The sequence below is a fragment of the Marinomonas sp. SBI8L genome, assembly GCF_001624705.1.
Classification (GTDB): Bacteria; Pseudomonadota; Gammaproteobacteria; order Pseudomonadales; family Marinomonadaceae; genus Marinomonas.
In genome coordinates this window covers 167,864-191,905 of sequence record NZ_JSEO01000004.1, presented here as the reverse complement: position 1 = coordinate 191,905, position 24,042 = coordinate 167,864, and the positions used below count along the sequence as shown (strand labels likewise).

The window sequence follows — 24,042 nt, the reverse complement described above, 5'->3', positions numbered from 1 at the left end:
CTTTTCAATCAGATCTTATTTCTTAGCTTTACCGATACGACCAATAGGTTGGTTGTGATCGTTACCTTTAAGAAGAGCAACTAGCTCTACGCCTTCAGGTAGTTGAGCGTCAGATAGGTGGAAAATGTCACCTAGTTGAGCGTTAGCACAGTCAACTTCTAGAGAAGCAGGTAGGTTACCAGGTAGGCAACGAACTTCAGCTAGTTTAGCTTCAACACTCAGACGACCACCTTGGCTCTTAACACCTTCAGATGTTGCAGCGCCAACGAAGTTTAGAGGGATGCGAGTTGTGATTACGCGAGCTTCGTCAACACGTAGGAAGTCAACGTGCATAACCGCTGGGCTAGCAGGGTGACGTTGTAGTGCTTTAACGATAACTTTTTCAGCTTTACCATCAGTAACTACTTCAACAACAGTTGTGAAGAAGTCTTGGTTTTCAGTGATTTTTTTCAGCTCGTTCTCAGCGAAAGTAATAGACTGAGGTGCAGCATCGCCACCGTAGATTACAGCTGGTACTTTGTTTGCTAGACGAAGGCGGCGGCTCGCACCTTTACCTTCTTCAGAACGTGCTACGGCATTAATAGATAATGTCATTTGATTATTTCCTAAATTTTAAAAGTTAAATGTCCAGAAGTGCGACCAAATCCGAACGTATTATTTGGTTTTATTTTTTAATTAGGCCCCAAACATGGCACTAATAGACTCTTCGTTGCATACGCGACGAACAGCTTCTGCCATGATGTCTGACATAGACAACTGGCGAATCTGTGGACACTCTTGAGCCGCTTTACTTAGCGGAATCGTGTCTGAAACAACTAACTCATCAAGTACAGAGTTAGTAATATTGTCGATCGCTTTGCCAGAAAGAATAGGGTGAGTAGCATAAGCTAACACTCTTTCTGCACCGTGATCTTTCAGTGCTTTTGCGGCTGCACATAAAGTGCCGCCAGTATCGCACATGTCGTCAATTAGGACACATGTTTTACCTGCAACATCACCAATCAAGTGCATGATTTGTGCTTCGTTCGCACGAGGACGACGTTTGTCTATGATAGCAAGGTCCGCATCATCAAGCAGTTTAGCGAAAGCACGTGCACGAACAACACCGCCAACATCAGGAGAAACAACAGTAATGTTGTCATGGCCTTGGCGTTGTAGATCGTCAAGTAATAGTGGTGTGGCATAAACGTTATCAACAGGGATGTCGAAGAAGCCCTGAATCTGATCTGCGTGCAGATCAACTGTTAATACGCGATTAATACCTACTGCTGAGATCATATCAGCAACAACTTTTGCTGTAATTGGCACGCGAGCAGAACGTACACGACGATCTTGTCTTGCATAGCCAAAGTAAGGGATAACAGCCGTTACGCGTGAGGCAGAAGCACGACGCAAAGCGTCAGCCATAACGATGAGTTCCATCAAGTTATCGTTACTAGGTGCGCAGGTAGATTGAATAATAAAAACGTCTTTACCGCGAACGTTTTCATTGATCTCAACCGTAATCTCTCCGTCACTGAATTTTCCTACTGTTGCATTGCCAATAGGAAGACCTAGTCGGCGCACAACCCTGCGAGCGAGTTCAGGATTGGCATTACCGGTAAAAACCATTAACTTGGACACTGTGAATACCCTTTGTATTTTCATGGTGAATAGAGTTTGGCTGGGGTAGCTGGATTCGAACCAACGCATGACAGGATCAAAACCTGTTGCCTTACCGCTTGGCGATACCCCAATTATGCTCAATCCACTGGTCAAGAACTTGATGTGTTGGAGACACATTATGACCCTGACATTGCCATGCTAGCCATTTGTCAGGCACTTGTGCTAAAACTCTCAAAACATCGTCTCGACTATCGAACGCCGCAAAAAGACATGACCCTGTACCTGTAAGTTTTGCATCTCCTTGATTTTTAAGCCAAAGATACGCTTCATTTACTTCAGGATTATGCTTTCTTACAACCTCAAGACAATCGTTATGTCCACCCAGCTTCAAGGCGTGCGGTATTTTGATGGGAGGGGTGTCTCTTGTCAAATATTTATCGGTAAAAATTTGAACAGTTTCCACTTCGCAATCGGGTTTCAATAGCAGGTAATAAGGTGTGTTTGGTTCAACTGGCGTAAATTCTTCACCTATCCCTTGTGCGAAGGCACTTTTACCATAGACAAAAATGGGAACGTCAGCGCCTAATTCAAGCCCTAGTTCAGCCAGTTTTTCTAGCCCTAACTGACATTGCCAAAGTTGGTTTAGTGCTAATAAAGTTGTTGCTGCATTGGAGCTGCCTCCACCAATCCCCCCCCCCATTGGAAGTTGCTTTTTAATGCTTATTTTAATGCCATCTAAGATGCTTTCGTTTCTATAAGGGAGTAACAATTTTGCCGCTTTATAAATGAGGTTTTGCTCTTTTAAAACGCCAGGAATCTCGTTTAGGAGCTGAATCTCATCCTTTTCATCCAAATGAAAGGTAAGCTCATCACAGACATCGATAAATTGAAAAATCGTTTCAAGTTCATGGTAGCCATTTTCTCTGCGGCCAGTGATATGCAAAAAGAGGTTTAATTTAGCGGGTGAAGGAAGTGTGATAGTTCGTGTGTTCATTGTGATAAAAATCTTAGGATATGTTGGTTTGATTGGTCGACTATTATTGAATCGACCAATCATTAATGATGAGGTTTACTCTAAAAGGCGCCTTAATGGCTTGTAATTTTCTCGGTAGGTCTAAGCCTTCAACTTTAGTGAACTCTTTATATTTCACTAGCCATCCATCTTGAGATATTTCCTCAAGTAGTTGTGTATCAACGTTATAGCTAAAGGCTGCAGCGGAGTTTGGTTCTGCAAGGCCTCTTGCCCAGTAGGCAATTTGTTTTACAGGAAACTGCCAACCAAAGTGTTGTTCTAATAGTGCTTGTGAATCAGGCCCTGTTGCTTTGGTATCTTTGTACTCAAGGGTAACTAACTGACTTTCATCTTGATAAATTTTGGTAGTGCCTTGTCCAAAAGGCCCACTGATAACTAAGTTAAATCCAGTTGGGCTATGCTGCCAATTAAAGTTTCCTGAAATGGCATCTTCGTTGGTTCTAATACCAACTCGACCGCTTGTTTGCCATTGTGTAATGGCATCTACACTGTCTGGTGCTGGTACGACGACTTTGGAGTTAGTGGAGCAGGCGCTAATTAAAAGGGTAATACATAAGAGAAAAAACGCTCTTATCATGGAGTTTGATCCTGTGCTATGTCCGTATAGGGAGATGTTTGTTGTAACTCGTTATCTGGGAATTCAAAGTCTGGATTTAGACGTTTGATTGTGTCCATTAAAGTGTCGTGATTTTGTTCGTTATCCAATGCTTGACGCCAAATAAGGTTGGCTTGTTCTGGATTCTTTTGCCATAAAGCTTCACCGAAGTGAGCGCCAATTTCTGGGTCTTTTAATAAGTCCCAAGCTTTCTTTAGGTAGAAAATAGATTGCTCATTATTACCTAATAAAAAGTGTCCCCAACCAAGGCTATCAATAATAGCGGGGTCATCCGCATTAATTTGGTACGCTTTTTCAATCAATTGCATGGCTTCATCTAGGCGTTTTGTATATTGCAAAAGTGTGTAGCCTAGCGCATTGAGATACTGGGGATTCTCAGGTTCGAGAGATATTAAATAAGAGAGCTCTTTTTCGGTTTCTAGCCAAAAACCTCTTTGGTCAGCAAGTAAGGCTCTTTTATAACGCAGTGAATTAGCATTTTTATAAATGTCTAATGCTGAGGTTAACAGCTGATCGGCAAGATCAAGACGCCCTTCATCTTCATGTAGAAAGCATATGCTTAGTACCATGTCTAAATTCTGCTGCTCATTAATGCGCGACATGACCATGGGGTTGATACGGCTTTCTTGTTTTAGCTCATAAAGCCAAGATGCGGCTTGTTCAGTTGCGTTTAATTTAAGTGGACCAGTGGTTTTTAATAAAAGTGCGATACCATCTTCTTTTTTATCTAATTGAGAAAGTGCATTTGCCTCTAGATAATAGAATTGATCAGCTAGGCCTGTTGATGGGTAATCAAGTTCTTTTAATAGTGAGAGAGCCAGCTCACTATGTTGGTATTCAAGAAGTTGGCCAATATAGTTTAGTGATAGTTGAATAGATTCTTGCTCTGCCAATGAATGCTCTCGATAGTATTGCTTGGATAGCTCTATTTGATCATCTTGAAGTAAGAAGTTTAGTAAAGGCGTCAGAATTCTTAGCTTGTCTTTATGGTATAGAGAGGCTTGCTCTAAGCTTTCAATCGCATCTTTAAGTTGGTCATTTTGGTTTTGGCTAAAGGCTAAAATGAGATAGCTTTCAATGCCAAACTTATCATCACCTAATGCCTTTTTTAAACGTTTGCTATTGGCTAAAGCAGAATCAAAATCCCCTTGTAAAAAATCAATCCTAGCAATCGCGACATCCAGCTCAACATTCGCTGGATGGTCAAGCTTCAATTGTTTTAGGCTCTCTTTGATGCTATCAATTTGCTCAGGCTTTCTTGCATTCTTATTAATTTCTTCGTGAATAAAGCTTATATCAACTTGATTCTCTAGTGCTTTTTGTAAAACATCTCGCCCGGTTTCACTTTTTAGATAATTAATTTGAATCGCGTAATTCAGCTTATAAGGTCTCGCTTTATTATTTTCTAAAGTTAGCCAGAGTGTACTTGCCTGCTCAATGAGAAATAAATTGTTCATAGCGACAGCAATATCAGTCGCACGACTAATGGCTGTTAAGTTTTGCTCTTCTTGTGCTAATGCTAAATAAGTTTTGTAAGCGGCATTCAAGTTTCCCCTATGTAAACTAAACTCAGCGACGAGCATTTGTTTAAGCATAGGGTTTTGTTTGCTTTCGATTTTTGTTGTTGCGATAGGCGCTTCATCAATAATGTTTAATTGTTTGCTAGAACTTGCTGTATTGAGTGGTATTGAAGCAGAAGAGCAGGCAATTAGGCCAAATGAAGCGGCAGCTAATAAAGCTTGTTTGGGTTTTATGCATGCTAAGAAAGGCTTTTGTCTTAACTTGTTAAAGCTAGGGCTTAATCCTGTTAAGACAGCAAATCCTTTTTTAAAAATAGGCGATGTCATGAGTTATAAAACCCTGTTTAATATTGATTTGATCTTAAAAGGCGCTAAAAACCTAAGGTTTAACAGAAATAGATTAAAACAATTGTTCAAGTTATTTCCTTATACTATCCCTTAGTAATAGTAATGTCAGTAGTGTATCCATCACATTACGACAAGCTTTCTTGTTTTTATTGATCACATGGGGTGCGAAAATGTGATGTTTACACGTATAATGCTAGGCCTTAATTTTTGAGGCCTGGTTTAAAAAGCCTTATTTAGCTTAGATGCTAAGATCTCATTACCTGTGAAGAGTTCCCTTAATGCCGCTAATTACGGTTGGTATCAACCACAAAACAGCACCCGTTGCGATACGAGAAAAAGTTGCGTTTGCGCCGGAGAAGATGTTCGACGCTTTGTCTTCCTTGATCACCCGTGATCGAGCTGACGAGGCCGTTATTGTTTCTACCTGCAATAGAACTGAGCTTTATTGTGCCGTGCCAGAAGGCGCGAGTATCAAGCAAATTATTCAATGGTTAGGTGAATATCATCAAATTCCAGCAGCTGAATTAGAGCAATATTGTTACGCCCATCAAGATGATGAGAGTGTAAGGCATATTATGCGTGTGGCGTCAGGGTTGGACTCTCTTGTCTTGGGCGAACCTCAAATATTAGGACAAGTTAAATCAGCTTATGCTGTGTCTCAAGAAGGCAAATATATAGGCCAATCATTACAGGCTTTATTTCAGCGTACTTTTTCTATTGCGAAAAAGGTACGCACAGATACGGCTATTGGTGAAAATCCAGTTTCTATTGCTTTTGCCGCTGTTAGTTTAGCACAGCGTATCTTTGCGGATGTAAAACGCAGTACGGCGCTTTTGATTGGTGCTGGCCAAACAATAGAGCTAGTTGCTCGTCATCTAAAAGAAAGTGGTGTAAAGCGTATAATCGTTGCTAACAGAACCTTAGAAAGAGCTCAGATTCTTGCCTCTGAAATGGGGGCAGAAGCCATATTGTTGGCTGATATAGGCGAATATCTATCTCAAGCAGATTTAGTGATTTCTTCAACCGCAAGCCAATTACCTATTATTGGTAAAGGTATGGTTGAGAAAGCAGTATCAAAACGTCGACACAAACCTATTTTATTAGTTGATATTGCGGTTCCTAGAGATATCGAACCAGAAGTCGAAGATATTAATGACGTTTACCTCTATACAGTTGATGACTTGCATTCAGTTATCGAGCAAAACGTTAAATCAAGACAAGACGCCGCTACCGCAGCAGAAGCCATTATTGATGCGGGAGTTGTTGAGTTTAGGCGTAACCTAGATTCTCGTAAGGTATCTAATGTTATTGTCTCTTACCGTAAAAAAGCAGAAGACATTAAGTCTTTTGAGTATGAAAGAGCGCTAAAAAACTTAAGTGCTGGTCAAGAGCCAGAGCAAGTTTTACAGAAAATGGCGCACAATCTTATGAATAAACTCATTCATACACCTACTCAGTTCTTGCGTGAAGCGGGTGCTGATGATGATCAAGCAAGCCTAGAAGTCGCACTTAAGGTGTTGGGCATGACAGAATTGAAAGACGATAAAAATTAGCCAGCTTATTTCGTGTAACAATCTAGCGTAAGTGCTCACTTTAAAGAATTTAATAAAAAGACCTTAACCATGAAAGAATCGATTAAATTAAAATTAGAAAATTTAGCAGATCGTTATGAAGAGCTAGCGGCTTTATTAAGCGATGCTGAAATCATCATGAACCAAGACTTGTTTCGTGCTTATTCAAAAGAATACGCAGAGCTTGAGCCTGTTGTAAAATGCTTTGAAGAGTTTCAAGAGAATGATGAAAACCTTGAAGAAGCGCAATTGATGATGACAGATTCCGACCCGGATATTAAAGAAATGGGTGTGGAAGAAATGAAAGCATGCCAGCTTAAGAAAGAAGAGCTGTTGCTAGATTTACAAAAACTGCTTTTGCCGAAAGACCCTAATGATGGTCGCAACGTTTTTGTGGAAGTTCGCGCAGGAACGGGTGGTGACGAAGCTTCTATTTTCGCTGGTGACTTATTCCGTATGTATTCTCGTTATGCTGAAACTCAACGTTGGAAAGTTGAGATGATTAGTTGTAATGAAGGTGAGCATGGGGGCTATAAAGAAGTAATCGCTCGTATTGTGGGTGAAGGGGCTTACTCTTTGCTTAAGTTTGAATCTGGTGTTCATAGGGTTCAGCGAGTGCCTGCGACAGAATCTCAGGGTCGTATTCATACTTCTGCTTGTACTGTGGCTATCATGCCAGAAATGGATGAGCAGGATGCTATTGAAATCAACAAAGCAGATTTACGTGTTGATACTTTCAGAGCATCTGGTGCCGGTGGTCAGCACGTCAACAAAACTGACTCTGCAATACGTTTAACGCACATTCCTACAGGTGTCGTGGTTGAGTGTCAGGATGAGCGTTCTCAGCATAAGAACCGTGCTAAAGCGATGGCCTTACTTGCTTCTCGCTTGCAGGCAGCTGAAGAAGAAAAGCATGCCGCTGAGCAATCTGAAACACGTAAATCTTTGGTTGGTAGTGGTGATAGGTCTGAGCGTATTCGTACTTATAACTATCCTCAAGGTCGTGTCACTGACCACAGAATCAACCTAACGCTTTATAAACTAGACGAGATCATCACAGGTGATCTAGATAATCTGGTTCAGCCTCTTATCAATGAGCATCAAGCGGGTCAGCTTGCTGCATTGAGTGAAGAGAATCGATAAATGACAATTGGCATGATGAAATAACATGAGAATTGATCAAGTTATCCAGCAAGGGGTCGCGCAATTAGCGGCCCTTTCTAGTTCTAATAAGCTTACTGAGACACCTGAGTTAGATGTTCAGTTATTACTAGCTGAAGTGTTGGGCGTAAATACGTCCTATTTTTATACTTGGCCAGAAAAGCAGGTATCAGAAGAAGATAGGGTAAGGTTTGATGCTTTGTTAGCGCAGCGCCTTAAAGGTAGGCCGATTGCTTATATATTAGGCTATCAAGCATTTTGGACCTTTGAGTTAGCTGTATCAGAATTTACTTTAATTCCCAGATCAGACACTGAATCTTTGGTAGAAATTGGTCTTGAGCTAATTGCTGATGTTAAATCTCCGAGTATTTTGGACTTGGGTACAGGCACAGGTGCGGTGGCGTTAGCGTTAGCCAGTGAAAGGTCTGATGCAAATGTGAGTGCAGTCGACCTTATTCCAGAGGCTGTTGAACTTGCTAAGCAGAATAACCAAAAGCTAAGTCTTAATGTGGATATTCAGCAAAGTAGCTGGTTTGATAATGTTGCTACTACTGGTTTTGCTCTGATTGTATCTAATCCTCCCTATATTGATCCTGAAGATCATCATCTTGATGAGGGAGATGTTAGGTTTGAGCCGAAAACCGCTTTGATTGCGGATCTCAAAGGGTATTCAGATATTGAAATTATTGCCCGAGATGCGAAAGCGCATTTAGCTATAAATGGCTGGTTAGCTTTTGAGCATGGCTATGATCAAGGTGAAGGTGCGAGAAAGATACTAGAGAAAAATGGCTATCATAAGATAGAAACACGCAAAGATTATGGTGGTAACGATAGAGTGACCTTAGGCCAGTATTCGGATTGCTAAAGGGATATTTTTTTACTCTCTAAAAAGTAAAAGCTAGGTACGAATCCCTAGCTTTATAAGATAAACCTGCTTATTACTTAGCAGGTTGCATGCTCTCAGGGCGAATAAAAACGGGCTCGTCAGCTTTAGACTGGTCAGGATCATAACGGTAGCCTGCCAGATTAAAGTTGAGCATGTCTTCGTATGTTTCACATTGCTCTTGAATCAAGTAACGGGCCATCAAACCACGTGCTTTTTTCGCGTAAAAGCTAATCACCTTAAATTTACCATTTTTCTCATCCAAGAAAATAGGCGATACGATACGCTGTGAAATAACTTTTGTATTTACCGCTTTAAAGTATTCGTTAGAGGCTAAGTTCACTAAAAGCTCATCATCAGCGAGTTCGCTAATAATCATATTGGCAATATCATCCCCCCAGAACTGATAAAGGTTAGTGCCTTTGTTATTACCTAAGCGTGTTCCCATTTCAAGGCGGTAAGCTTGCATCAAGTCTAATGGTTTTAATAGGCCGTACAGGCCGCTAAGCATGCGAAGGTGTTCTTGTGCATATGCTATGTCATCTTGGCTAAGAGAATGAGCGTCAAGACCGGTATACACATCACCTTTAAAAGTGAATAGCGCAGGGCGACTGTTTGCTTGGGTGTGGTTTTTATCCCACTCGTGATAACGGTTTACATTCAGGGTTGCAAGTTTATCACTCAGCTTCATTAAAGAGGCAACATCAGCTGGTGTATAAGGTTTAATGGTGTCAATCAGCGCCTGCGCTTGAGTTAGAGCAATAGGTTGGCTTGACTCATTAGTTGGTAACTTGCTGTCTAAATCTAATGTTTTTGCGGGAGAAATTAAAAACTTCATTGGGAATCCTGTAACATAAAGGGCAAGATATATTGCGTTTGTTACAGATTATCCATAGAGTAACGATAGATATCTATAGTGAAGTTCAATAGAGAGAATTTATGAAGAGCAATGTGCTACGTTTTCCTAAAGAATTAACCGCTCAGAGAGATGAGAAAAACAAGCTTGAATCGTCTGAGTCTAAAGCTTGGGATGAGCGTCTTGAAGAGTCGTTTAACCTAATAGATCAAATGAATGATTTAGACTTGATGCGATTACGTGAAGCTTTTGATAAGGCAAGATTAGACTGGCCAGAAGAAGAAGCAGAATTGCCAGAGAAAAATAAACTCCACTCTATTTTGTAATGAACACCTTTATTTCTTGATGAATCTGGATTGTAAAAACAATAGATTCACTCATTATGATTATTTAGCAAAGCTTGATGCTAAAATGCCGTAAAGCTATAAACCTTCAACATTTAACTTTCCTCTTCGGCAACAGATAGTATGTTTTCTTTTTTAATACGCCATTCTTTGGTATTTATTTTTGCGGCGGCCATTCTTGGCTTTTTGCTACCTGAATATTCCTTAAAAGTTTTTCCTATATTGCCTTACTGCCTTTTTGTTTTAATGACACTAACCTTAATTGGTATGAAGCAAAACGAGTTAGTGATTAAGCTAAAACAGCTTTATGTCTGGTGGTATGCTTGTTTTCACTCCTTTTTTTTGATGTTGCTTAGCTTTGTATTTGCTAAGTTGATCGGGGCTGATGAGGCGCTGACCTTGGCTATTGTTGCCGTTGCTGCGACAGGCTCATTGTTTGCTACCCCAGCTATTATCCGTGCTTTAGGTTTTGATGTAATGACCTCCATGGCCATGACGATTGGCTCTACCATTTTATTGCCAGTTGCTATTTATGTTTCTTTGTTTTTGCTGCAATCCGGTGAAGTTAGCTTGGATATGCAAGCCTATATTATGCGCTTGGTTATTTTTATCTTTGGCCCTATGTTGCTCTCTTTTGTTATACATAAATATGTACCGGAGGATAAGCTAGGGCGCGCATTGGTAAAAATCTCTCCTTATACCATTTTGGTTGTGTTTGCCTTTCCATTTGGTTTGATTAGTAATTTCAGACTGCAATGGGATCAAGACCCTATATTGGCGTATCAGCTTATTGGTATTTCAACCTTTTTGGTGACCTTGTTTTTTATCGCCGCATTCTTTTTGTATAAAAAACTGGGGAAAGAGCAGGCATTTATGGCAGCTGTGACAGCGGGAAACCGTAATGTGCTGCTAACTCATACCATCGCAGGATCATTGTTAGGGCCTATGTTTTTGCCGCTTGCTGGTGCGATCCAAGTACCTACATCTGCTCTACCTATCATTACTAAATGGCTGGCGAAGCGATCAAACTAGCTATTTAATTAATACAAAGAAGTCATGAGGGAAAATATGAAGGAACTGATTAACGCCCGTTTACGTGGTAAAATAGAACTTCACAGAATTAAAATAATAAATGGAAAATTTACCTCAATTGATGTTCAACATGACTACCTTGACTTGCCCCAGCATGACGGCGTATTTGATGCAAAAGGCAAGCTTGCCTGCGCGCCTTTTGTAGAGCCTCATATTCATCTTGATGCAGCATTAACTGCTGGTGAGCCCAATTGGAATAACTCAGGTACCTTGTTTGAGGGAATAGAGCGTTGGGGTGAGCGCAAGCCCATGCTCAATGAAGAAGATATTCGCAGCCGAGTTTATCAAACCCTAGAGCTACTTGTTGAAAATGGCGTGCAACATGTCAGAACCCATGCAGATACCACAGATCCAAGCTTGATTGGTGTGAAAACACTTTGTGCAATTCGTGATGAATTAAAAGATAAAATCAATATTCAGGTGGTGGCTTTTCCACAAGATGGATTGCTCTCTTATGAAGGTGGTTTAGACCTCATGATAGAAGCGCTAGAAATTGGCGCAGATGTGGTAGGTGGCATTCCACACTTTGAATATACTCGTGAATTAGGTGAGGCCTCGGTCAAAAAAATCATTGAATTAGCCCAGAAATACGACAGGTTAATCGATGTGCATTGTGATGAAACCGACGATGCTAATTCACGCTTTTTAGAACTGCTTGCCTGTGAAGCCCTGTTTAATAAGATGGGGCACAGGGTAACGGCAAGCCACACCACAGCCATGCATTCATATGATAATGCCTACTGCTCTAAACTCTTTCGTTTATTGAAAAATTCAGGCATTAACTTTGTTTCTTGTCCAACAGAAAGTATTCACCTGCAAGGTCGGTTTGATACCTACCCTAAACGCCGTGGCGTGACGCGAGTTAAAGAGCTTAATGCCGCAGGTATCAACGTATGCCTTGGTGAAGACTCTATTTTTGATCCTTGGTATTCCCTTGGGAATGGCAAGCTGCTTCGCACCTTGGATTTTGCCTTACATATTTGTCAAATGATGGGTTATCAAGACTTCAGCACCTCCTTGAGTCTCATAACGGACAACAGTGCTAAAACCCTCTGCATAGAAGATATTTACGGCATTGAAGTAGGTAAGCCTGCAAGCTTTATTTTATTGGATGGTGAAGATGACTATAGCGTAATTCGCAAACAAGGTGAAGTGCTGCTCTCAGTGAAAGATGGCAAAACCATAATGCAAAGAGAGCCAGCTAGGGTAATTACTGGGAAGTATTTTTAGTGTTTTATGGAAGGTAATCTTCTGTATTTCTCATTTCTCCCTACCTATTCATTAATGTTTATAGGTAGGGAGTTAGATAGATGTTTAAATGTGTTTCTAGGTAAGAGTTTATTTAAACCTTACTTCTACAAAATATTGTTTTCCAGATTCAATGTTTTTAACCACATTAGAATCTAGCGCTCTCCCATCAAGCCTAATACTGCATTCAGAGCTTTCTTTTACTCTAATATAGTGAATGCTTAAGCTAGCACCTCGAAACAGGCGTTTAGCGCTTGCTTCTGGCCAAGCTTTTGGCAATTTGGGTGTGATTTCTAAGCCATCATTACAGCCCTTGAGGCCAAACATCTCTTCAATGATCATTTGATAGAACCAAGCTCCTGTACCAGTATTAAAGAGATTGCTTGAGCGCCCTGCAGTACTTGGATATTGATAGTACGCACCACGGTAGTAGTTTGGAACATATATAGGCAACTGACCTCTTTGGGTAAAGGTTTCACAGTTTGGGTCTGCAATCATTTTACGTAATGTATTAAACGCTCTATCAGGCTCTCCAATTTTGTACAAACTGGCGGCATAGAAAGCAACGGCATGGTTATATACTGAGCCATTTTCTCCTGACCCAGGCCATTTTTGAGTTACTCTACCTATATCTTCTCGCATACCTGTAAAAGCTGGAGCGCATAACATTACACCAAAAGGCGTATCAAGTTGTTCGTCAATGGCTTTTAGCATGCGCTCTTTTTGTTCGTTATTTGGCATGTTGGCTAAAAATGCCCAACTTTGTGTGTTGAGGAAGATACGGCCTTCTTTGTCCTGTGGAATGCCAAAAGTTATGCCGTCATCGGTAATTCCTCGTGCATACCAGTCACCTTGCCATAAGAAGGTTTCTGTAATGCTTGCTAGCTGATCAATTATTGATTGGTAATGGCGAATCTTGTTTGGATTGTTACCTTCTTTGGAAACTCTAATCCATGTTTGTAGTGCAACACTTAACGCTTGTGCTAGCCAGCCAGAAACCCCTTTTCCTTTATGACCTACCATATTCATGGGATCACACCAGTCACCTTGATCTATATAGGGCAAGCCTCTGCTATCACGCGCTTGACACATTGTATCCATGGCCCTGTTAATATGTTCTAACACTGTGTCTCTTGTTTGAGAGTCTACCCATGAAACCTGCTCATTGAGTATATCCCAGTCGTTTGTTTCATTAAGATAAGCTTCGACAATAAGCGCTAACCAGACAGAATGATCTGTATGAGGAATTTGGTTTATATAATTAAATTTTGCCTCAGGAGTTAGTAGTATTCCGTCTGGCATTTCTCCATCGTGTTTTTGTTGTGATAGAGAAGTAAGGATAACTTTCTTAGTAATTGAGCTATCAATATATGCCATTCCCATGCCGTCTTGGAGGTAATTTCGTGTTTGAGGGTCTGTGGTGAGACGGTTGGTATCGCCGTGATAAAAGACTTGTCTCGGAAGCCAATGGTTAATGAAATGATTTAAGGAGTCATCTGGTGTGTTTATTTTTATTACACCACGGCCAGACTGAATGTAGTTTGTGTAGTTAAGAATTTGCTCTTGCTTCTGCTCACCTAGAGTTTGAGATATAACCGATTGAATTTCTTCTTTGTCTAAAGCTGGCCCAAAGACAAAGTTAAACTCCTTGGATTCATCTTTTTTTAGGTTAACTTGAAATTGCATTGCACATGCTGGCATCTCATAGTGGCAGTCTTGATCTGATAGTGTAGCTAGGTCACTTAAAGCATCTGGGTTATGGAGACCTCCTAGTCCTTCAAATCGAACACCGCTTGTTTCAAAGTGATTTGGTGTGCAGTCACTAGCAAAGTAAGTTATGTCTTTAAGGTGTTTGTTTTTTTCATAGTCTTCGAGTTTTTGATAGGGAGTTATTGAGGTGCAAACAACAGCTTTAAGCTTGTGGTCATAATGTGCTCCCATATTCATCCATGACATATAACCTACAGGAAAATAGGGGACTAATGACAACTTACGCTTTGAATTACTTGAATTGATCACCTTAACATGCCAAAGCTCAGCTTGAGATTGTTCTCCGAGAGTGAGTGTTATCTCGAGAGAAATGTCTTGGTTTTTAACTCTCCAACAAATATCGTTTAGCCCTGGGAGAAACTCAAAGCTTTGCAAAGGTGTTTTCATAGGAGCGTAAGGCGCTGAAAACATGTCTCCAGTTTCATCATCTCGTATATAAAAGAATCTACCCGGGTGGTTGGCAAAGTAAGGTTGCTCTGGTTGCATAAAGCTTTTGGCAGTTAAATTTGGGGCATGGGCGTATTTTTTAGGTTCTGGGTTCATATACTGCGCAACGGCATAACCTTGACAGTTCATATGAATCATCATGTGTTTGTTCCATAAGTAGCCTGCAGAGTTTGGGACTAATTTGGGATCATTTAATAAAAAACGTTTACCGCCTTCAATGTACATTGTCATCTAAATACCCTCTGGGTTTAAATGTAAAATTAAGTTTTATGACTCTCTTTTGTCAGCACTATTTGATTACAGAATTGAATGAGTTGATTCACGAATGGATAGGGTTGGCTCAAACTTGTTTTGTATGGCGTGAGTCTCCCCATAACATAGATTCAAAATTTGATGGCAAGCATTACGTGAGATTGCTTCAAGTGGAATGTTAATACTTGTCATAGGGGGGGATGTGAACTCTGCTAGGTCTATGTCATCATAGCCAATAACAGAAACGTCTTTTCCTACTTTAAATCCATGTTTGGTTAGGCTGGAAATAGCAGCCATGCCACTATTGTCATTTGAACAAAATAACGCTGTGAATGGCTTCTTTTTACTTATTAGCAGCTCAGTTGCTTCCATACTTTGTTGGAAACTATAGCCTCCTGACTCTATTAGGTTTGGGTCGACTTCAATGTCAGAAGCTAGCAGCTCATCTATGAAACCCTTATGTCTGCTTTGGGCGTCCTGTGCGTTCATTCGGCCAGTAACTATGGCTATATTTTTATGGCCGAGTTCAACTAAATGCTTTGCGGCTAAACGACCTCCTTGATAATGGTTGGTGCTAAATGCTTTTTCGGCCAAATCTTCTATGTCGCGATTAATAAAAACGACTTTGGGGTAGCGAGCTTCAATTTTAGCTAATTCAAATACGGATAATTCCGGACAAGACATCAGTATGCCGTCACAATCTCGCTCAATTAGGTAGTTTAGGCAATCAATACGTTCCTTGTCTGAGCTGCTATCTTCTGCATTTGCTAAAATGATGTGTTTATCTCGCTTACGTAATTCTCGCTCAATAGTTTGCAGCATTTTTCGATGAAAAGACCCAGAGAAAGAAGGGACCCATAAACCGATGATGTTTGATTTTTTTGATGATAAGGATCTTGCCATGCTGTTTGGTCGGTAGTTTAGTTCAGCCATAGCTGCAGCAACTTTATCACCTGATTTACTGGAGATTGAGCTTTTTCCTGATAGATATCTGGAAACAGTTCCAACACCAACTCCTGCTAGTTTTGCTACATCTTTAATTGTTGCCATATTTCAAAGCCTTTGATGTTTTAATCTACAATTTTTCTCCATTATAAGATCTAAAATGCTAGTTTTATAGTGTTTTTTACAGGTTTTAATTTTTATAAAAAATTTATTACTCATTAAATTAATAGAAAACAATAAGATAAAGTACATAAATAATCTTTAAAAAAGTAGAGTTTAAAATAATTTATGGAACCGGTTCCATAAATTAAAAAAGAGTGCTAACTTAAATACTCCATAAGAACAAAAATGAGAAATAAAGGTACCGCTATGATTAAGATAATGATGCTTTCTGCAGCTATCTCTTTAGCCGCAACCCCTCTAGTCGCTAAGGAAGAAGCCGAGGTTATGCATTGGTGGACATCCGGTGGTGAGTCTGCCGCAATAAAAGTATTGGCAGACGCCTATGAAGCAGAAGGCGGAAGTTGGAAAGATAGTGCTGTTGCTGGTGGTTCAAATGCACGAAGTGCGGCAATAAATCGTATGATAGGCGGATCTCCTACTACGGCTGCACTCTTTAATACATCACAGCAATATCATGAAATGATTGCTGAAGGAATGCTGAATAATTTAGATTCCATCGCTATCTCAAATGACTGGGATGAAATCCTACCAAAGCCGACCTTAGATGCCATCAAAGTGAATGGACATTATTATGCGGCTCCAGTCAATATCCACATGCCTACTTGGTTTTGGTATTCAAAAAAAGCCTTTAATGATTCTGGGATTGCTACAGAGCCACAGACTATTGATGAGCTCTTTGCAGCTTTAGATAAATTGAAAGCATCTGGTTATATTCCGTTAGCTTTAGGTGGGCAAAAGTGGCAGGAGAATCTGCTCTTTATGGCTGTTTTAAGCAATGTGGGCGGCAAACAGCTTTATCTTGATGTATTAAAAAAACGAGATGCTAAAACGCTTAACTCTCCTGAATTTCATAAGGTTGTAGATACTTTTTTGAAACTTAAACCTTATGTGGATTCTGGCTCTCCAGGCAGAAACTGGAATGATACAACCAGTCTAGTGATTAATGATAAAGCAGGTATACAAGTGATGGGGGATTGGGCTAAAGGAGAGTTTACCCAAGCTAAGAAAAGACCAAATAGGGATTATGGCTGCTTTGCAGGATTAGGTGATGACTCATTATATATAGTGGGTGGAGATGTTTTTGTTTTCCCTAAAACAGAGGATAAGCAGCAAATACTCGCTCAAGAGAAGCTGGTCGAAACTATGCTTAAACCTTTAACGCAGATTAGGTTTAACCGATTGAAAGGCTCAATTCCTGTTCGAACTGATATTGATGTTTCCAGTATGGGGCGATGTGCTCAATTAGGTTCAAGAATCTTAAGGGATGAATCTCGTCAAGTTCCTGATGGCTCAATGCTTATGGAGTCCTATCGTTATGGTTCTGTGAAAGATGCGATTACAGAAGTATGGAATAGTAGGGATATGTCTTCTAAAAAAGCTGTAAAGATTCTTTCACAGGCTTTACAAGGCTAGTAGTTTAGGGGGGGGGAGACACATTGTTTGTGTCTCCATTCTTATCTATTGTTTTATTTACTAGCCACTTTAAAGGGGTGAAAAATGAATGTAATCGCTATTCAAATGCATTTTAAGCGTAACTTATTGGCTTATATAGCGGCATTGCCTATGGCATTAACTGTGTTTGTTGCTTACATGGGAACCATGTTCTGGTCTGTTCGTTTATCATTTAGTAGCTCACGTATGCTACCAAAAAATGATTTTGTTGGTTTTGTTCAGTATGAGCGACTTTTTAACACTTCCCGCTGGATATCATCATTAGAGAATTTATTACTTATTGCCTTCTTGTTTTTAGTAATTTGTTTTGTTCTGGGATTTCTTTTATCTATTTTTATCGATCAAAAAATTAAAGCAGAAAGCTTCTTTCGTACTGTTTTTTTATTTCCTTATGCTATGTCGTTTATTGTGACTGGTTTAGTGTGGCAATGGATTTTTAATCCTCAGTTAGGTGTTCAAAAAACGGTTCAAGCATTAGGGTGGGACTCTTTCCAATTTGACTGGATAGTTAACCCTGACATGGTGCTTTATACAGTTGTCATTGCAGCTGTTTGGCAGGGAGCTGGTTTAGTCATGGCGCTGCTATTAGCTGGACTTCGCGGTATCGATGAAGATTTGTGGAAGGCGACAAAAATCGATGGTATTCCTGCGTGGCGAGTGTATATCAGTATTATTCTTCCAATGCTGCGTCCTATGATTATTACTACAGTGGTTCTGTTATCTATCAGCATTATCAAAATGTATGATGTTGTGGTTGCTATGACAGGAGGCGGACCAGGAGTTGCAAGTGAAGTGCCTGCAAAGTTCATTATGGATAACTTGTTTGAGCGTGCCAATATTGGTATTGCTACTGCCGCGTCTACTGTCATGTTAACTACCATTCTATGTTTGATTGCTCCTTTTATATATTCAAATTACATCAAGAAACAAGGTAGGTAATTTATGTTATCAATTTCACCTACAAATTTGAAGTTTGCCTCAAAGCGGGCTTCCTCCATTCAGATGCAATGGGGACGAATAGGTATTTATGGCTTTTTGCTCGTTACTGCGCTGTTCTTTCTGCTTCCCCTGTATGTCATGTTAGTTACTTCTTTTAAAGAGCTTGATGAAATTCGTTTGTCATCCATTTTTGCTTTGCCTCAAGATGTTAGTTGGGACTATTGGAAAGTGGCATGGAGTAGTGCTTGTACTGGGCTAGAGTGTAATGGTTTACAGGTAGGATTCTGGAATTCAGTTCAAATTCTTATTCCAAGTGTGATTATTTCAGTGATGTTTGGAGCTATTAATGGCTATGCTTTATCGTTTTGGAAGATAAAGGGTGCAAATATTTTGTTTGCTTGCCTATTGCTAGGAGCTTTCATTCCTTATCAGGTCTTTATTTATCCACTTATAAGGGTGTACGCGGAAATTGGGATTTATGGGACTTTAACAGGGGTTGTTGTTTCGCATGTTATTTTTGGTATGCCCATCATGACTCTCTTATTCCGTAATTATTACAGTACCTTGCCAATAGAGCTCTTTAATGCAGCAAGAATTGATGGTGCAGGATTCTTCAAGGTATTTTTTATTATCATGCTACCTATGTCGACTCCTATCATCATTGTGGCTGTCATTATGCAGGTGACAAACATTTGGAATGACTTTTTGATCGGCTTGGTCTTTGCTGGCAATGATAATCTCCCTATGACTGTACAACTGAATAATATAGTTAATACCACCACTGGTGAGCGAGCCTATAACGTAAATATGGCTGCCACAATTCTCACTTCACTTGTACCTCTAATTATCTACGTCGCTTCAGGACGTTGGTTTGTTCGCGGTATCGCCTCTGGATCAGTTAAAGGATAGTCTCATGGGAAACGTAAATATTAATAAGCTAGACATTAGCTATGACACAACATTTATTCTTAATCAACTGGATTTATCAATAGAGGACGGTGAATTTATTGTATTGCTTGGACCCTCAGGGTGTGGCAAATCTACTTTGTTAAATGCTATTGGTGGTCTTATTGATACGAGTGGAGGGTCCATTCATTTTGATGGTAAAGATGTAACTTGGACAGACCCTAAAGACCGCGGTATTGGTATGGTGTTTCAATCTTATGCTCTTTATCCAACCATGACAGTTGAGAAGAATATGTCATTTGGATTAAGAATTGCTGGAGTTGAAAAAAAGATTATCCAAGAAAAAGTGAATTGGGCGGCAAAGCTATTACAGTTGGAGCCTTTACTTAAACGAAAACCTTCTGCTCTTTCGGGAGGGCAGCGTCAAAGGGTTGCTATTGGCCGCGCCTTAGTCAGGGACGCAAGTATCTATCTTTTTGATGAGCCTTTATCAAATCTAGATGCAAAATTAAGAGCTGAGCTGAGGTTAGAAATTAAAAAGTTACATCAGAAACTTAAATCGACAATGATTTATGTAACTCATGATCAAATTGAAGCCTTGACTCTTGCTGACCGTATCGCAGTTATGAAAGATGGCATTATTCAGCAGTTAGATACGCCTTACAATGTATACAATAAACCTGCAAACTTGTTTGTTGCGACATTTTTAGGGTCGCCTGGGATGAACTGTCTTGAGGGGAGGTTGAGTAAAAAAGGAGGAGGGATAACCTTTATCTCTTCAGATATTTTGATAGATGTAAGTGACTATCAATTTATCAATTCACCTATGGAAGGGCAGAAAGTTACTTTGGGTGTTCGCCCAGAGAATATTGTTGTTCGGGGTGGTTGTGAGCAGGCTAAAAATGTTTTTAGTGGAATGATTGAATTAGTTGAGCCTATGGGGTCAGAAACTCTGATATGGTCTAAATTTAGTGCTAATCAGACTTTGTCTCATTGTGTTAACTCGGATCAAATTTTTACAAAAGGTGATTCTGTTCAAGTTCAGATAGAGGTAACAAAATGTTCTGTTTTTGATACTGAAACAGGCTTCCGTATTTAATTTGAAATAGCGAGTAGAAGGTAATGAATAGGGAAGATAAGAAAATACTTCTTATGGGGGTGTCTGGAACAGGTAAAAGTCTTATTGGTCGTCTTATCGCTGATGCTTTAGGGGTCCTGTTTATTGATGGCGATGATTTTCACACGGAAAATAATTTAAATAAAATGAACAGTGGTATTCCTCTAGATGATAATGATAGAGAGGGGTGGTTAAAAACACTTAACAATGAATTTGTACGCCACTCTAATCTTATTCTTGCTTGTTCTGCTTTAAAACCTGAATATCGGAATATGCTCAGGGAAAATAATCAAGATCTAATAATTGTTTACCTCAAAGGCTCCTTCGACATTATTTTAAGCCGACATAAGAAGCGGCAAGGACATTTTTTTAATGGTGAAAAAATGTTGAGAAACCAATTTGATACCTTAGTGGAGCCCTCTCCTGATGAAGCAATTTTCATAGAGGTTGATCAAGGTGTCGAGCATATATTAGAGCAAGCATTAGCTGAGATAAATAAATGCTCTAGTCCAAGTTAGAGTTGAGTTTGATTACCTCAAATGTTTCTTTATCAAGCCGCGGATTTGGTCATAACTTAGGTTTAGAGCTTTCGCGGCTTGTTTCTGGCTTTGTTGGTTTTGTTCTAATGCTTGAATAAGTAGCGCTTTTTCTAATTGATTTAGTCTTTGTTTAAAATCAATTTGCTGGTTTGATGTTTTAACTAGCTCGGTATGTTGAGTGTCTAAGGCTGATTGCTTGTCTGTTTCTTCTGCGACTTTTTCTTCGGTATTAGTGCTATTAAAATGCTGAGGAAAAGGGTCTATGATGATGTTCTCAAGCGGCTCGTTAGTTTCCCCTTGTCTAAAAACAGAGCGCTCAATACAGTTTTTTAGCTCACGAATATTGCCAGGCCAATTATGTTGTTTTAATGCCTCCATGGCTTTATCACTAAAGCCTGCAAAGCTCTCCCAACCTAGCTCTATGCTCATTCGCATAGCAAAGTAATCAGCCAGTTCTGCTATGTCCTCTTTGCGCTCTCTAAGAGGTGGGGTAGGGATAACATCAAAGGCAAGCCTATCAAGTAAATCCGCTCTAAATTCCCCTTTTGCAGCCATGTTTTTTAAATCAGCATTGGTTGCGGCAATCAAACGTACATCTACCTTTAAGGTTTTGTGGCCACCAAGTCGTTCAAATTCTCCGTACTCTATGACTCTTAATAGCTTCTCTTGCAGTCTAGTAGACATGGCGCCTAGTTCATCTAAAAAGAGAGAGCCCCCATCGGCGCGTTCAAAGCGGCCATGATGTATTTTTTGGGCGCCAGTAAAGGCCCCAGGTTCATGGCCGAATAATTCGCTCTCCATCAAGTCTTCACTAATAGTAGCGCAGTTAAGGGATACAAATGCCTGATCCCAACGGGGCGATAGATAGTGCAGCCTCTCAGCGATTAGCTCTTTACCTGTCCCTCTTTCACCTAGGACAAGTACAGGGCGATTAATGTTGGCAAGGGCAGATGCTTGCTCTAATGCTTGGGCAAGTGCGGCTGAGCTGCCTATTGCTCTTTGTGGGTTCGAGGTCATATTTAGCTTTTCATAAAATTAATGTGATTGAGTGGTTAATATAGCCTTTTGTGGAGGTTTTTAAAGCCACTTTAAGTGGTTTTATTGACCGTTTTAATTTTGTTTTTTCACAGAAAAATATCAGATAAATCTTATCTTATTGATTTTTAATGTTTTTTAAAACTTGGCACGTATCCTGATATAGCTGTAACAAATTCAAAAAAACTTAATGTTAAAAGTTAATTTTAAAAGGAGTAATACAATGGGCATATTTTCAAGAATGACAGACATTATTAACAGCAATATCACCTCTTTGCTGGATAAGGCTGAAGATCCACAAAAAATGATTCGTATGATCATTCAAGAAATGGAAGAAACCCTAGTTGAAGTGAGATCGAGTTCAGCTAGAGTCATTGCTGATCGTAAAACGGCAGCTCGCCGCCTTGCTAGAATTAAAGAAGAAATTGCTGAATGGACAGATAAAGCTATGTTGGCAATTGATAAGGGTCGTGAAGATTTGGCACGTGCTGCTTTATCTGAAAAACAGGCCACAGCAAAAGAAGTGGATGTAATTGAGCAAGAGTTAAGTGAATTAGATGAACACTTAGCCAGTTTGAACGACGAAATTTCCCAACTTCAAACTAAACTAGATGATGCCAAAGCGAAACAAAAAGCCATGCTAATGCGCCAAACCAGTGTTGAGAATCGCTTGAAAGTGAGAAGACAGAATCAGCGTTCTAATCTAGATGATGCTTTTGATAAATTCGAACGTTTTGAGCGTCGTATGGATACCTTAGAAGGTGAGCTAGAGTCTATGGATATTGGAGCGAATGCAAAAACGAATCTTAAATCTGAGATTGATGCTTTAAAAGAAAATGATGAAATTAATGATGAGTTAGCACAACTTAAAGCCAAGATGGCAAGTAAGTAATAAGCTAATTAATTCACGCTTTTTAACGATTAAATTATTAAGGATGTACCTATGAATATGGCTGTTTTCTTCTTTGTGCCAGTCATCATTTTTATGGGGCTTGTTGCCCCGCTTTGGCTTATCTTGCACTACTTTAGCAAAAGGCGTTCAGCAAAAGGGTTAGCGGAGGAAGATAGGGTGGAATTAGATGATCTTTTAAAAACCGCAGATCAATTGACGGATCGAATCGAAATACTGGAAAGGATTTTAGATGTAGATAGCCCTAACTGGCGAGACAAAGAAGCTCAAGGGGCATATCGCAATCAAGAAGGTGAACAGAGAGAGTCTTCTTCGGGGAGAGAATAGTATGAATAAGCATAAACTAAAGAACTTATGTCAGAAAATGTTCAATGAGAATAAACAAAAGGGCTGGAATATGAATCTTTATCGTAACCCTGATAAAGGCTATATCGGTGGTGTTTGTGCAGGTCTTGCAGACCACTTTGATATTGAACCTTGGGTTGTGCGTATTAGCTTTTTTGCAGGCTTTCTCTTTCTTGGCGGCTTTACTTTGTTTGCTTACATTGTGCTTTGGCATATTTTAAAGCCAGGGGGTGGAGAGCTAAAGTATGAGTATGATGAAAGGCGCCACCAGTATGGTCCAAAAAAGATGTTTAAGTATTCGGACTCGTCTTCAATTCGATTAAAGCGAGCAAGAGATAGAATGAATCAAGCGAGTCGTCGTATTGAAGAAATGGAAAAATATGTCACTTCTAAAAAGTATGATTTAGACCGTGAGTTTTCTTCAATGAAGGACAAGTAACAAGTAACAAGTATCTTTAAGCTTGTTCTCTGTTTCAGTAATAGGCTGTTATTTCTAAAAGGATAAATAACAGTGATAGTTAAGAAATCTGCTATCGGGTTTTAACTGACGTAAAGGAGGCTAGGATGTTAACTTGTCCCCATTGCCAAGGACACGATTTAAGGCATGTATTTAATATCTTTATGGGATCTTTTGGTAAAGCGACCTGTCATCTTTGCGGTAACGACTTTAGTGTGACAACGAAAGTCAGATGGGCTGTTCAGGCTTTGTGTTATTTCTCAGGTATGTGTACTTTATTGGCAGCCTTATTAATGCACTCAGCTTGGCCATTGATTATCTATGCTGCCATTGTATTGCAGCTTTTTATTCTGGTTATGTTTAGGTTTGACCTTGTTGAAGAAAAAACTAACCACCTAGATTTAATAAAACAACACTCAGATAAGGAGGATTAAACCTTATCTGAGTGTTGTTTGAATTTCTTGGTTT

The 24,042-nt window shown here is 39.8% G+C and carries 24 protein-coding genes and 1 tRNA gene; 15 read left to right on the top strand and 10 right to left on the bottom strand.

The features are described from left to right. Positions 1 to 15: 15 nt before the first annotated feature. The 6 genes from OA91_RS07120 to OA91_RS07095 all read right to left on the bottom strand — a co-directional run bounded on the left by OA91_RS07120 (position 16) and on the right by OA91_RS07095 (position 5,101). Positions 16 to 594 (bottom strand): 50S ribosomal protein L25/general stress protein Ctc, encoded by a 579-nt coding sequence (locus OA91_RS07120; protein WP_063337396.1) that lies wholly within the window; start codon positions 592 to 594, stop codon positions 16 to 18. Positions 595 to 675: 81 nt separating this feature from the next. Next, positions 676 to 1,623 (bottom strand): ribose-phosphate diphosphokinase, encoded by a 948-nt coding sequence (locus OA91_RS07115; RefSeq protein ID WP_046017085.1) that lies wholly within the window; start codon positions 1,621 to 1,623, stop codon positions 676 to 678. Positions 1,624 to 1,660: 37 nt separating this feature from the next. Beyond that, positions 1,661 to 1,735 (bottom strand) — tRNA-Gln (locus OA91_RS07110). Beyond that, a complete protein-coding gene (gene ispE, locus OA91_RS07105) occupies positions 1,715 to 2,599 on the bottom strand; it encodes a 4-(cytidine 5'-diphospho)-2-C-methyl-D-erythritol kinase (protein ID WP_082827818.1) in 885 nt (294 codons plus the stop codon). Before ispE ends, OA91_RS07110 begins: the two co-directional genes overlap by 21 nt. A 43-nt stretch (positions 2,600 to 2,642) precedes the next feature. Continuing rightward, positions 2,643 to 3,215 carry a lipoprotein insertase outer membrane protein LolB gene (gene lolB, locus OA91_RS07100; protein WP_046016941.1) on the bottom strand — a complete coding sequence of 191 codons (573 nt, stop codon included), beginning with the start codon at positions 3,213 to 3,215 and terminating at the stop codon, positions 2,643 to 2,645. Beyond that, entirely contained in the window at positions 3,212 to 5,101 is a 1,890-nt protein-coding gene (locus tag OA91_RS07095) for a hypothetical protein (protein ID WP_063337395.1), read from the bottom strand. Before OA91_RS07095 ends, lolB begins: the two co-directional genes overlap by 4 nt. A 299-nt stretch (positions 5,102 to 5,400) precedes the next feature. On the opposite strand from OA91_RS07095, the gene hemA reads away from it, so the two are divergent. From hemA to prmC, 3 genes are all read left to right on the top strand, one after another. Continuing rightward, positions 5,401 to 6,675, top strand: coding sequence for a glutamyl-tRNA reductase (hemA, locus tag OA91_RS07090; protein WP_046016943.1), 1,275 nt, complete (start codon positions 5,401 to 5,403; stop codon positions 6,673 to 6,675). A gap of 69 nt (positions 6,676 to 6,744) precedes the next feature. After that, the gene (gene prfA, locus OA91_RS07085) at positions 6,745 to 7,836 is read left to right on the top strand and encodes a peptide chain release factor 1 (RefSeq protein ID WP_046016944.1); all 1,092 of its coding nucleotides are present in this window, start codon (positions 6,745 to 6,747) and stop codon (positions 7,834 to 7,836) included. A gap of 25 nt (positions 7,837 to 7,861) precedes the next feature. Further along, entirely contained in the window at positions 7,862 to 8,719 is an 858-nt protein-coding gene (gene prmC / locus OA91_RS07080; protein WP_063337394.1) for a peptide chain release factor N(5)-glutamine methyltransferase, read from the top strand. A gap of 73 nt (positions 8,720 to 8,792) precedes the next feature. Here the strand turns inward: prmC and yaaA are convergent, their stop codons facing one another. Beyond that, positions 8,793 to 9,575, bottom strand: coding sequence for a peroxide stress protein YaaA (yaaA, locus tag OA91_RS07075; protein WP_063337393.1), 783 nt, complete (start codon positions 9,573 to 9,575; stop codon positions 8,793 to 8,795). A 101-nt stretch (positions 9,576 to 9,676) separates the two neighbouring features. On the opposite strand from yaaA, the gene OA91_RS07070 reads away from it, so the two are divergent. The 3 genes from OA91_RS07070 (at position 9,677) to codA (ending at position 12,259) form a co-directional block, all read left to right on the top strand. Next, entirely contained in the window at positions 9,677 to 9,919 is a 243-nt protein-coding gene (locus OA91_RS07070; RefSeq protein WP_046016947.1) for a hypothetical protein, read from the top strand. Between the two features lie 141 nt (positions 9,920 to 10,060). Beyond that, positions 10,061 to 10,969 carry a hypothetical protein gene (locus OA91_RS07065; protein WP_063337392.1) on the top strand — a complete coding sequence of 303 codons (909 nt, stop codon included), beginning with the start codon at positions 10,061 to 10,063 and terminating at the stop codon, positions 10,967 to 10,969. A 36-nt stretch (positions 10,970 to 11,005) separates the two neighbouring features. Then, positions 11,006 to 12,259 carry a cytosine deaminase gene (gene codA / locus OA91_RS07060; RefSeq protein ID WP_063337391.1) on the top strand — a complete coding sequence of 418 codons (1,254 nt, stop codon included), beginning with the start codon at positions 11,006 to 11,008 and terminating at the stop codon, positions 12,257 to 12,259. 108 nt (positions 12,260 to 12,367) lie between these two features. Here codA and OA91_RS07055 read toward each other — a convergent pair whose 3' ends face one another. Next, complete coding sequence (locus tag OA91_RS07055; RefSeq protein WP_231870332.1) at positions 12,368 to 14,725, bottom strand: GH36-type glycosyl hydrolase domain-containing protein; 2,358 nt, start codon at positions 14,723 to 14,725, stop codon at positions 12,368 to 12,370. A gap of 66 nt (positions 14,726 to 14,791) precedes the next feature. Continuing rightward, entirely contained in the window at positions 14,792 to 15,796 is a 1,005-nt protein-coding gene (locus OA91_RS07050) for a LacI family DNA-binding transcriptional regulator (protein ID WP_063337390.1), read from the bottom strand. Between the two features lie 264 nt (positions 15,797 to 16,060). Between OA91_RS07050 and OA91_RS07045 the strand changes: the two genes are divergently transcribed. From OA91_RS07045 to OA91_RS07025, 5 genes are all read left to right on the top strand, one after another. Beyond that, the gene (locus OA91_RS07045; RefSeq protein ID WP_231870331.1) at positions 16,061 to 17,287 is read left to right on the top strand and encodes an ABC transporter substrate-binding protein; all 1,227 of its coding nucleotides are present in this window, start codon (positions 16,061 to 16,063) and stop codon (positions 17,285 to 17,287) included. An 84-nt stretch (positions 17,288 to 17,371) separates the two neighbouring features. Beyond that, on the top strand, positions 17,372 to 18,265 hold the full coding sequence (locus OA91_RS07040) for a carbohydrate ABC transporter permease (RefSeq protein WP_157203789.1): 894 nt from the start codon (positions 17,372 to 17,374) through the stop codon (positions 18,263 to 18,265). Between the two features lie 63 nt (positions 18,266 to 18,328). Further along, positions 18,329 to 19,174: a carbohydrate ABC transporter permease gene (locus tag OA91_RS07035; RefSeq protein ID WP_197477757.1), complete on the top strand. Its 846-nt coding sequence runs from the start codon at positions 18,329 to 18,331 to the stop codon at positions 19,172 to 19,174. Positions 19,175 to 19,178: 4 nt separating this feature from the next. Next, complete coding sequence (locus OA91_RS07030; RefSeq protein ID WP_063337387.1) at positions 19,179 to 20,270, top strand: ABC transporter ATP-binding protein; 1,092 nt, start codon at positions 19,179 to 19,181, stop codon at positions 20,268 to 20,270. A gap of 23 nt (positions 20,271 to 20,293) precedes the next feature. After that, positions 20,294 to 20,806, top strand: coding sequence for a gluconokinase (locus OA91_RS07025; protein ID WP_063337386.1), 513 nt, complete (start codon positions 20,294 to 20,296; stop codon positions 20,804 to 20,806). Positions 20,807 to 20,818: 12 nt separating this feature from the next. Here the strand turns inward: OA91_RS07025 and pspF are convergent, their stop codons facing one another. Further along, a complete protein-coding gene (pspF, locus tag OA91_RS07020) occupies positions 20,819 to 21,844 on the bottom strand; it encodes a phage shock protein operon transcriptional activator (protein ID WP_063337385.1) in 1,026 nt (341 codons plus the stop codon). A gap of 241 nt (positions 21,845 to 22,085) precedes the next feature. Between pspF and pspA the strand changes: the two genes are divergently transcribed. The 4 genes from pspA (at position 22,086) to OA91_RS07000 (ending at position 24,008) form a co-directional block, all read left to right on the top strand. After that, on the top strand, positions 22,086 to 22,754 hold the full coding sequence (pspA, locus tag OA91_RS07015; RefSeq protein WP_046016951.1) for a phage shock protein PspA: 669 nt from the start codon (positions 22,086 to 22,088) through the stop codon (positions 22,752 to 22,754). A 51-nt stretch (positions 22,755 to 22,805) separates the two neighbouring features. Continuing rightward, positions 22,806 to 23,099: an envelope stress response membrane protein PspB gene (gene pspB, locus OA91_RS07010; protein ID WP_046016952.1), complete on the top strand. Its 294-nt coding sequence runs from the start codon at positions 22,806 to 22,808 to the stop codon at positions 23,097 to 23,099. Position 23,100: 1 nt separating this feature from the next. After that, complete coding sequence (locus tag OA91_RS07005; protein WP_063337384.1) at positions 23,101 to 23,556, top strand: PspC domain-containing protein; 456 nt, start codon at positions 23,101 to 23,103, stop codon at positions 23,554 to 23,556. Positions 23,557 to 23,681: 125 nt separating this feature from the next. Further along, positions 23,682 to 24,008 carry a hypothetical protein gene (locus OA91_RS07000; RefSeq protein ID WP_063337383.1) on the top strand — a complete coding sequence of 109 codons (327 nt, stop codon included), beginning with the start codon at positions 23,682 to 23,684 and terminating at the stop codon, positions 24,006 to 24,008. Positions 24,009 to 24,042 lie beyond the last annotated feature (34 nt).

Coding starts and splice junctions, on each gene's coding strand:
- OA91_RS07120 (WP_063337396.1), bottom strand. CDS start 594: ATGACATTATCTATTAATGCCGTAGCACGTTCTGAAGAAGGTAAAGGT.
- ispE (WP_082827818.1), bottom strand. CDS start 2,599: ATGAACACACGAACTATCACACTTCCTTCACCCGCTAAATTAAACCTC.
- lolB (WP_046016941.1), bottom strand. CDS start 3,215: ATGATAAGAGCGTTTTTTCTCTTATGTATTACCCTTTTAATTAGCGCC.
- OA91_RS07095 (WP_063337395.1), bottom strand. CDS start 5,101: ATGACATCGCCTATTTTTAAAAAAGGATTTGCTGTCTTAACAGGATTA.
- hemA (WP_046016943.1), top strand. CDS start 5,401: ATGCCGCTAATTACGGTTGGTATCAACCACAAAACAGCACCCGTTGCG.
- prfA (WP_046016944.1), top strand. CDS start 6,745: ATGAAAGAATCGATTAAATTAAAATTAGAAAATTTAGCAGATCGTTAT.
- prmC (WP_063337394.1), top strand. CDS start 7,862: ATGAGAATTGATCAAGTTATCCAGCAAGGGGTCGCGCAATTAGCGGCC.
- yaaA (WP_063337393.1), bottom strand. CDS start 9,575: ATGAAGTTTTTAATTTCTCCCGCAAAAACATTAGATTTAGACAGCAAG.
- OA91_RS07070 (WP_046016947.1), top strand. CDS start 9,677: ATGAAGAGCAATGTGCTACGTTTTCCTAAAGAATTAACCGCTCAGAGA.
- OA91_RS07065 (WP_063337392.1), top strand. CDS start 10,061: ATGTTTTCTTTTTTAATACGCCATTCTTTGGTATTTATTTTTGCGGCG.
- codA (WP_063337391.1), top strand. CDS start 11,006: ATGAAGGAACTGATTAACGCCCGTTTACGTGGTAAAATAGAACTTCAC.
- OA91_RS07055 (WP_231870332.1), bottom strand. CDS start 14,725: ATGACAATGTACATTGAAGGCGGTAAACGTTTTTTATTAAATGATCCC.
- OA91_RS07050 (WP_063337390.1), bottom strand. CDS start 15,796: ATGGCAACAATTAAAGATGTAGCAAAACTAGCAGGAGTTGGTGTTGGA.
- OA91_RS07045 (WP_231870331.1), top strand. CDS start 16,061: ATGATTAAGATAATGATGCTTTCTGCAGCTATCTCTTTAGCCGCAACC.
- OA91_RS07040 (WP_157203789.1), top strand. CDS start 17,372: ATGAATGTAATCGCTATTCAAATGCATTTTAAGCGTAACTTATTGGCT.
- OA91_RS07035 (WP_197477757.1), top strand. CDS start 18,329: ATGCAATGGGGACGAATAGGTATTTATGGCTTTTTGCTCGTTACTGCG.
- OA91_RS07030 (WP_063337387.1), top strand. CDS start 19,179: ATGGGAAACGTAAATATTAATAAGCTAGACATTAGCTATGACACAACA.
- OA91_RS07025 (WP_063337386.1), top strand. CDS start 20,294: ATGAATAGGGAAGATAAGAAAATACTTCTTATGGGGGTGTCTGGAACA.
- pspF (WP_063337385.1), bottom strand. CDS start 21,844: ATGACCTCGAACCCACAAAGAGCAATAGGCAGCTCAGCCGCACTTGCC.
- pspA (WP_046016951.1), top strand. CDS start 22,086: ATGGGCATATTTTCAAGAATGACAGACATTATTAACAGCAATATCACC.
- pspB (WP_046016952.1), top strand. CDS start 22,806: ATGAATATGGCTGTTTTCTTCTTTGTGCCAGTCATCATTTTTATGGGG.
- OA91_RS07005 (WP_063337384.1), top strand. CDS start 23,101: ATGAATAAGCATAAACTAAAGAACTTATGTCAGAAAATGTTCAATGAG.
- OA91_RS07000 (WP_063337383.1), top strand. CDS start 23,682: ATGTTAACTTGTCCCCATTGCCAAGGACACGATTTAAGGCATGTATTT.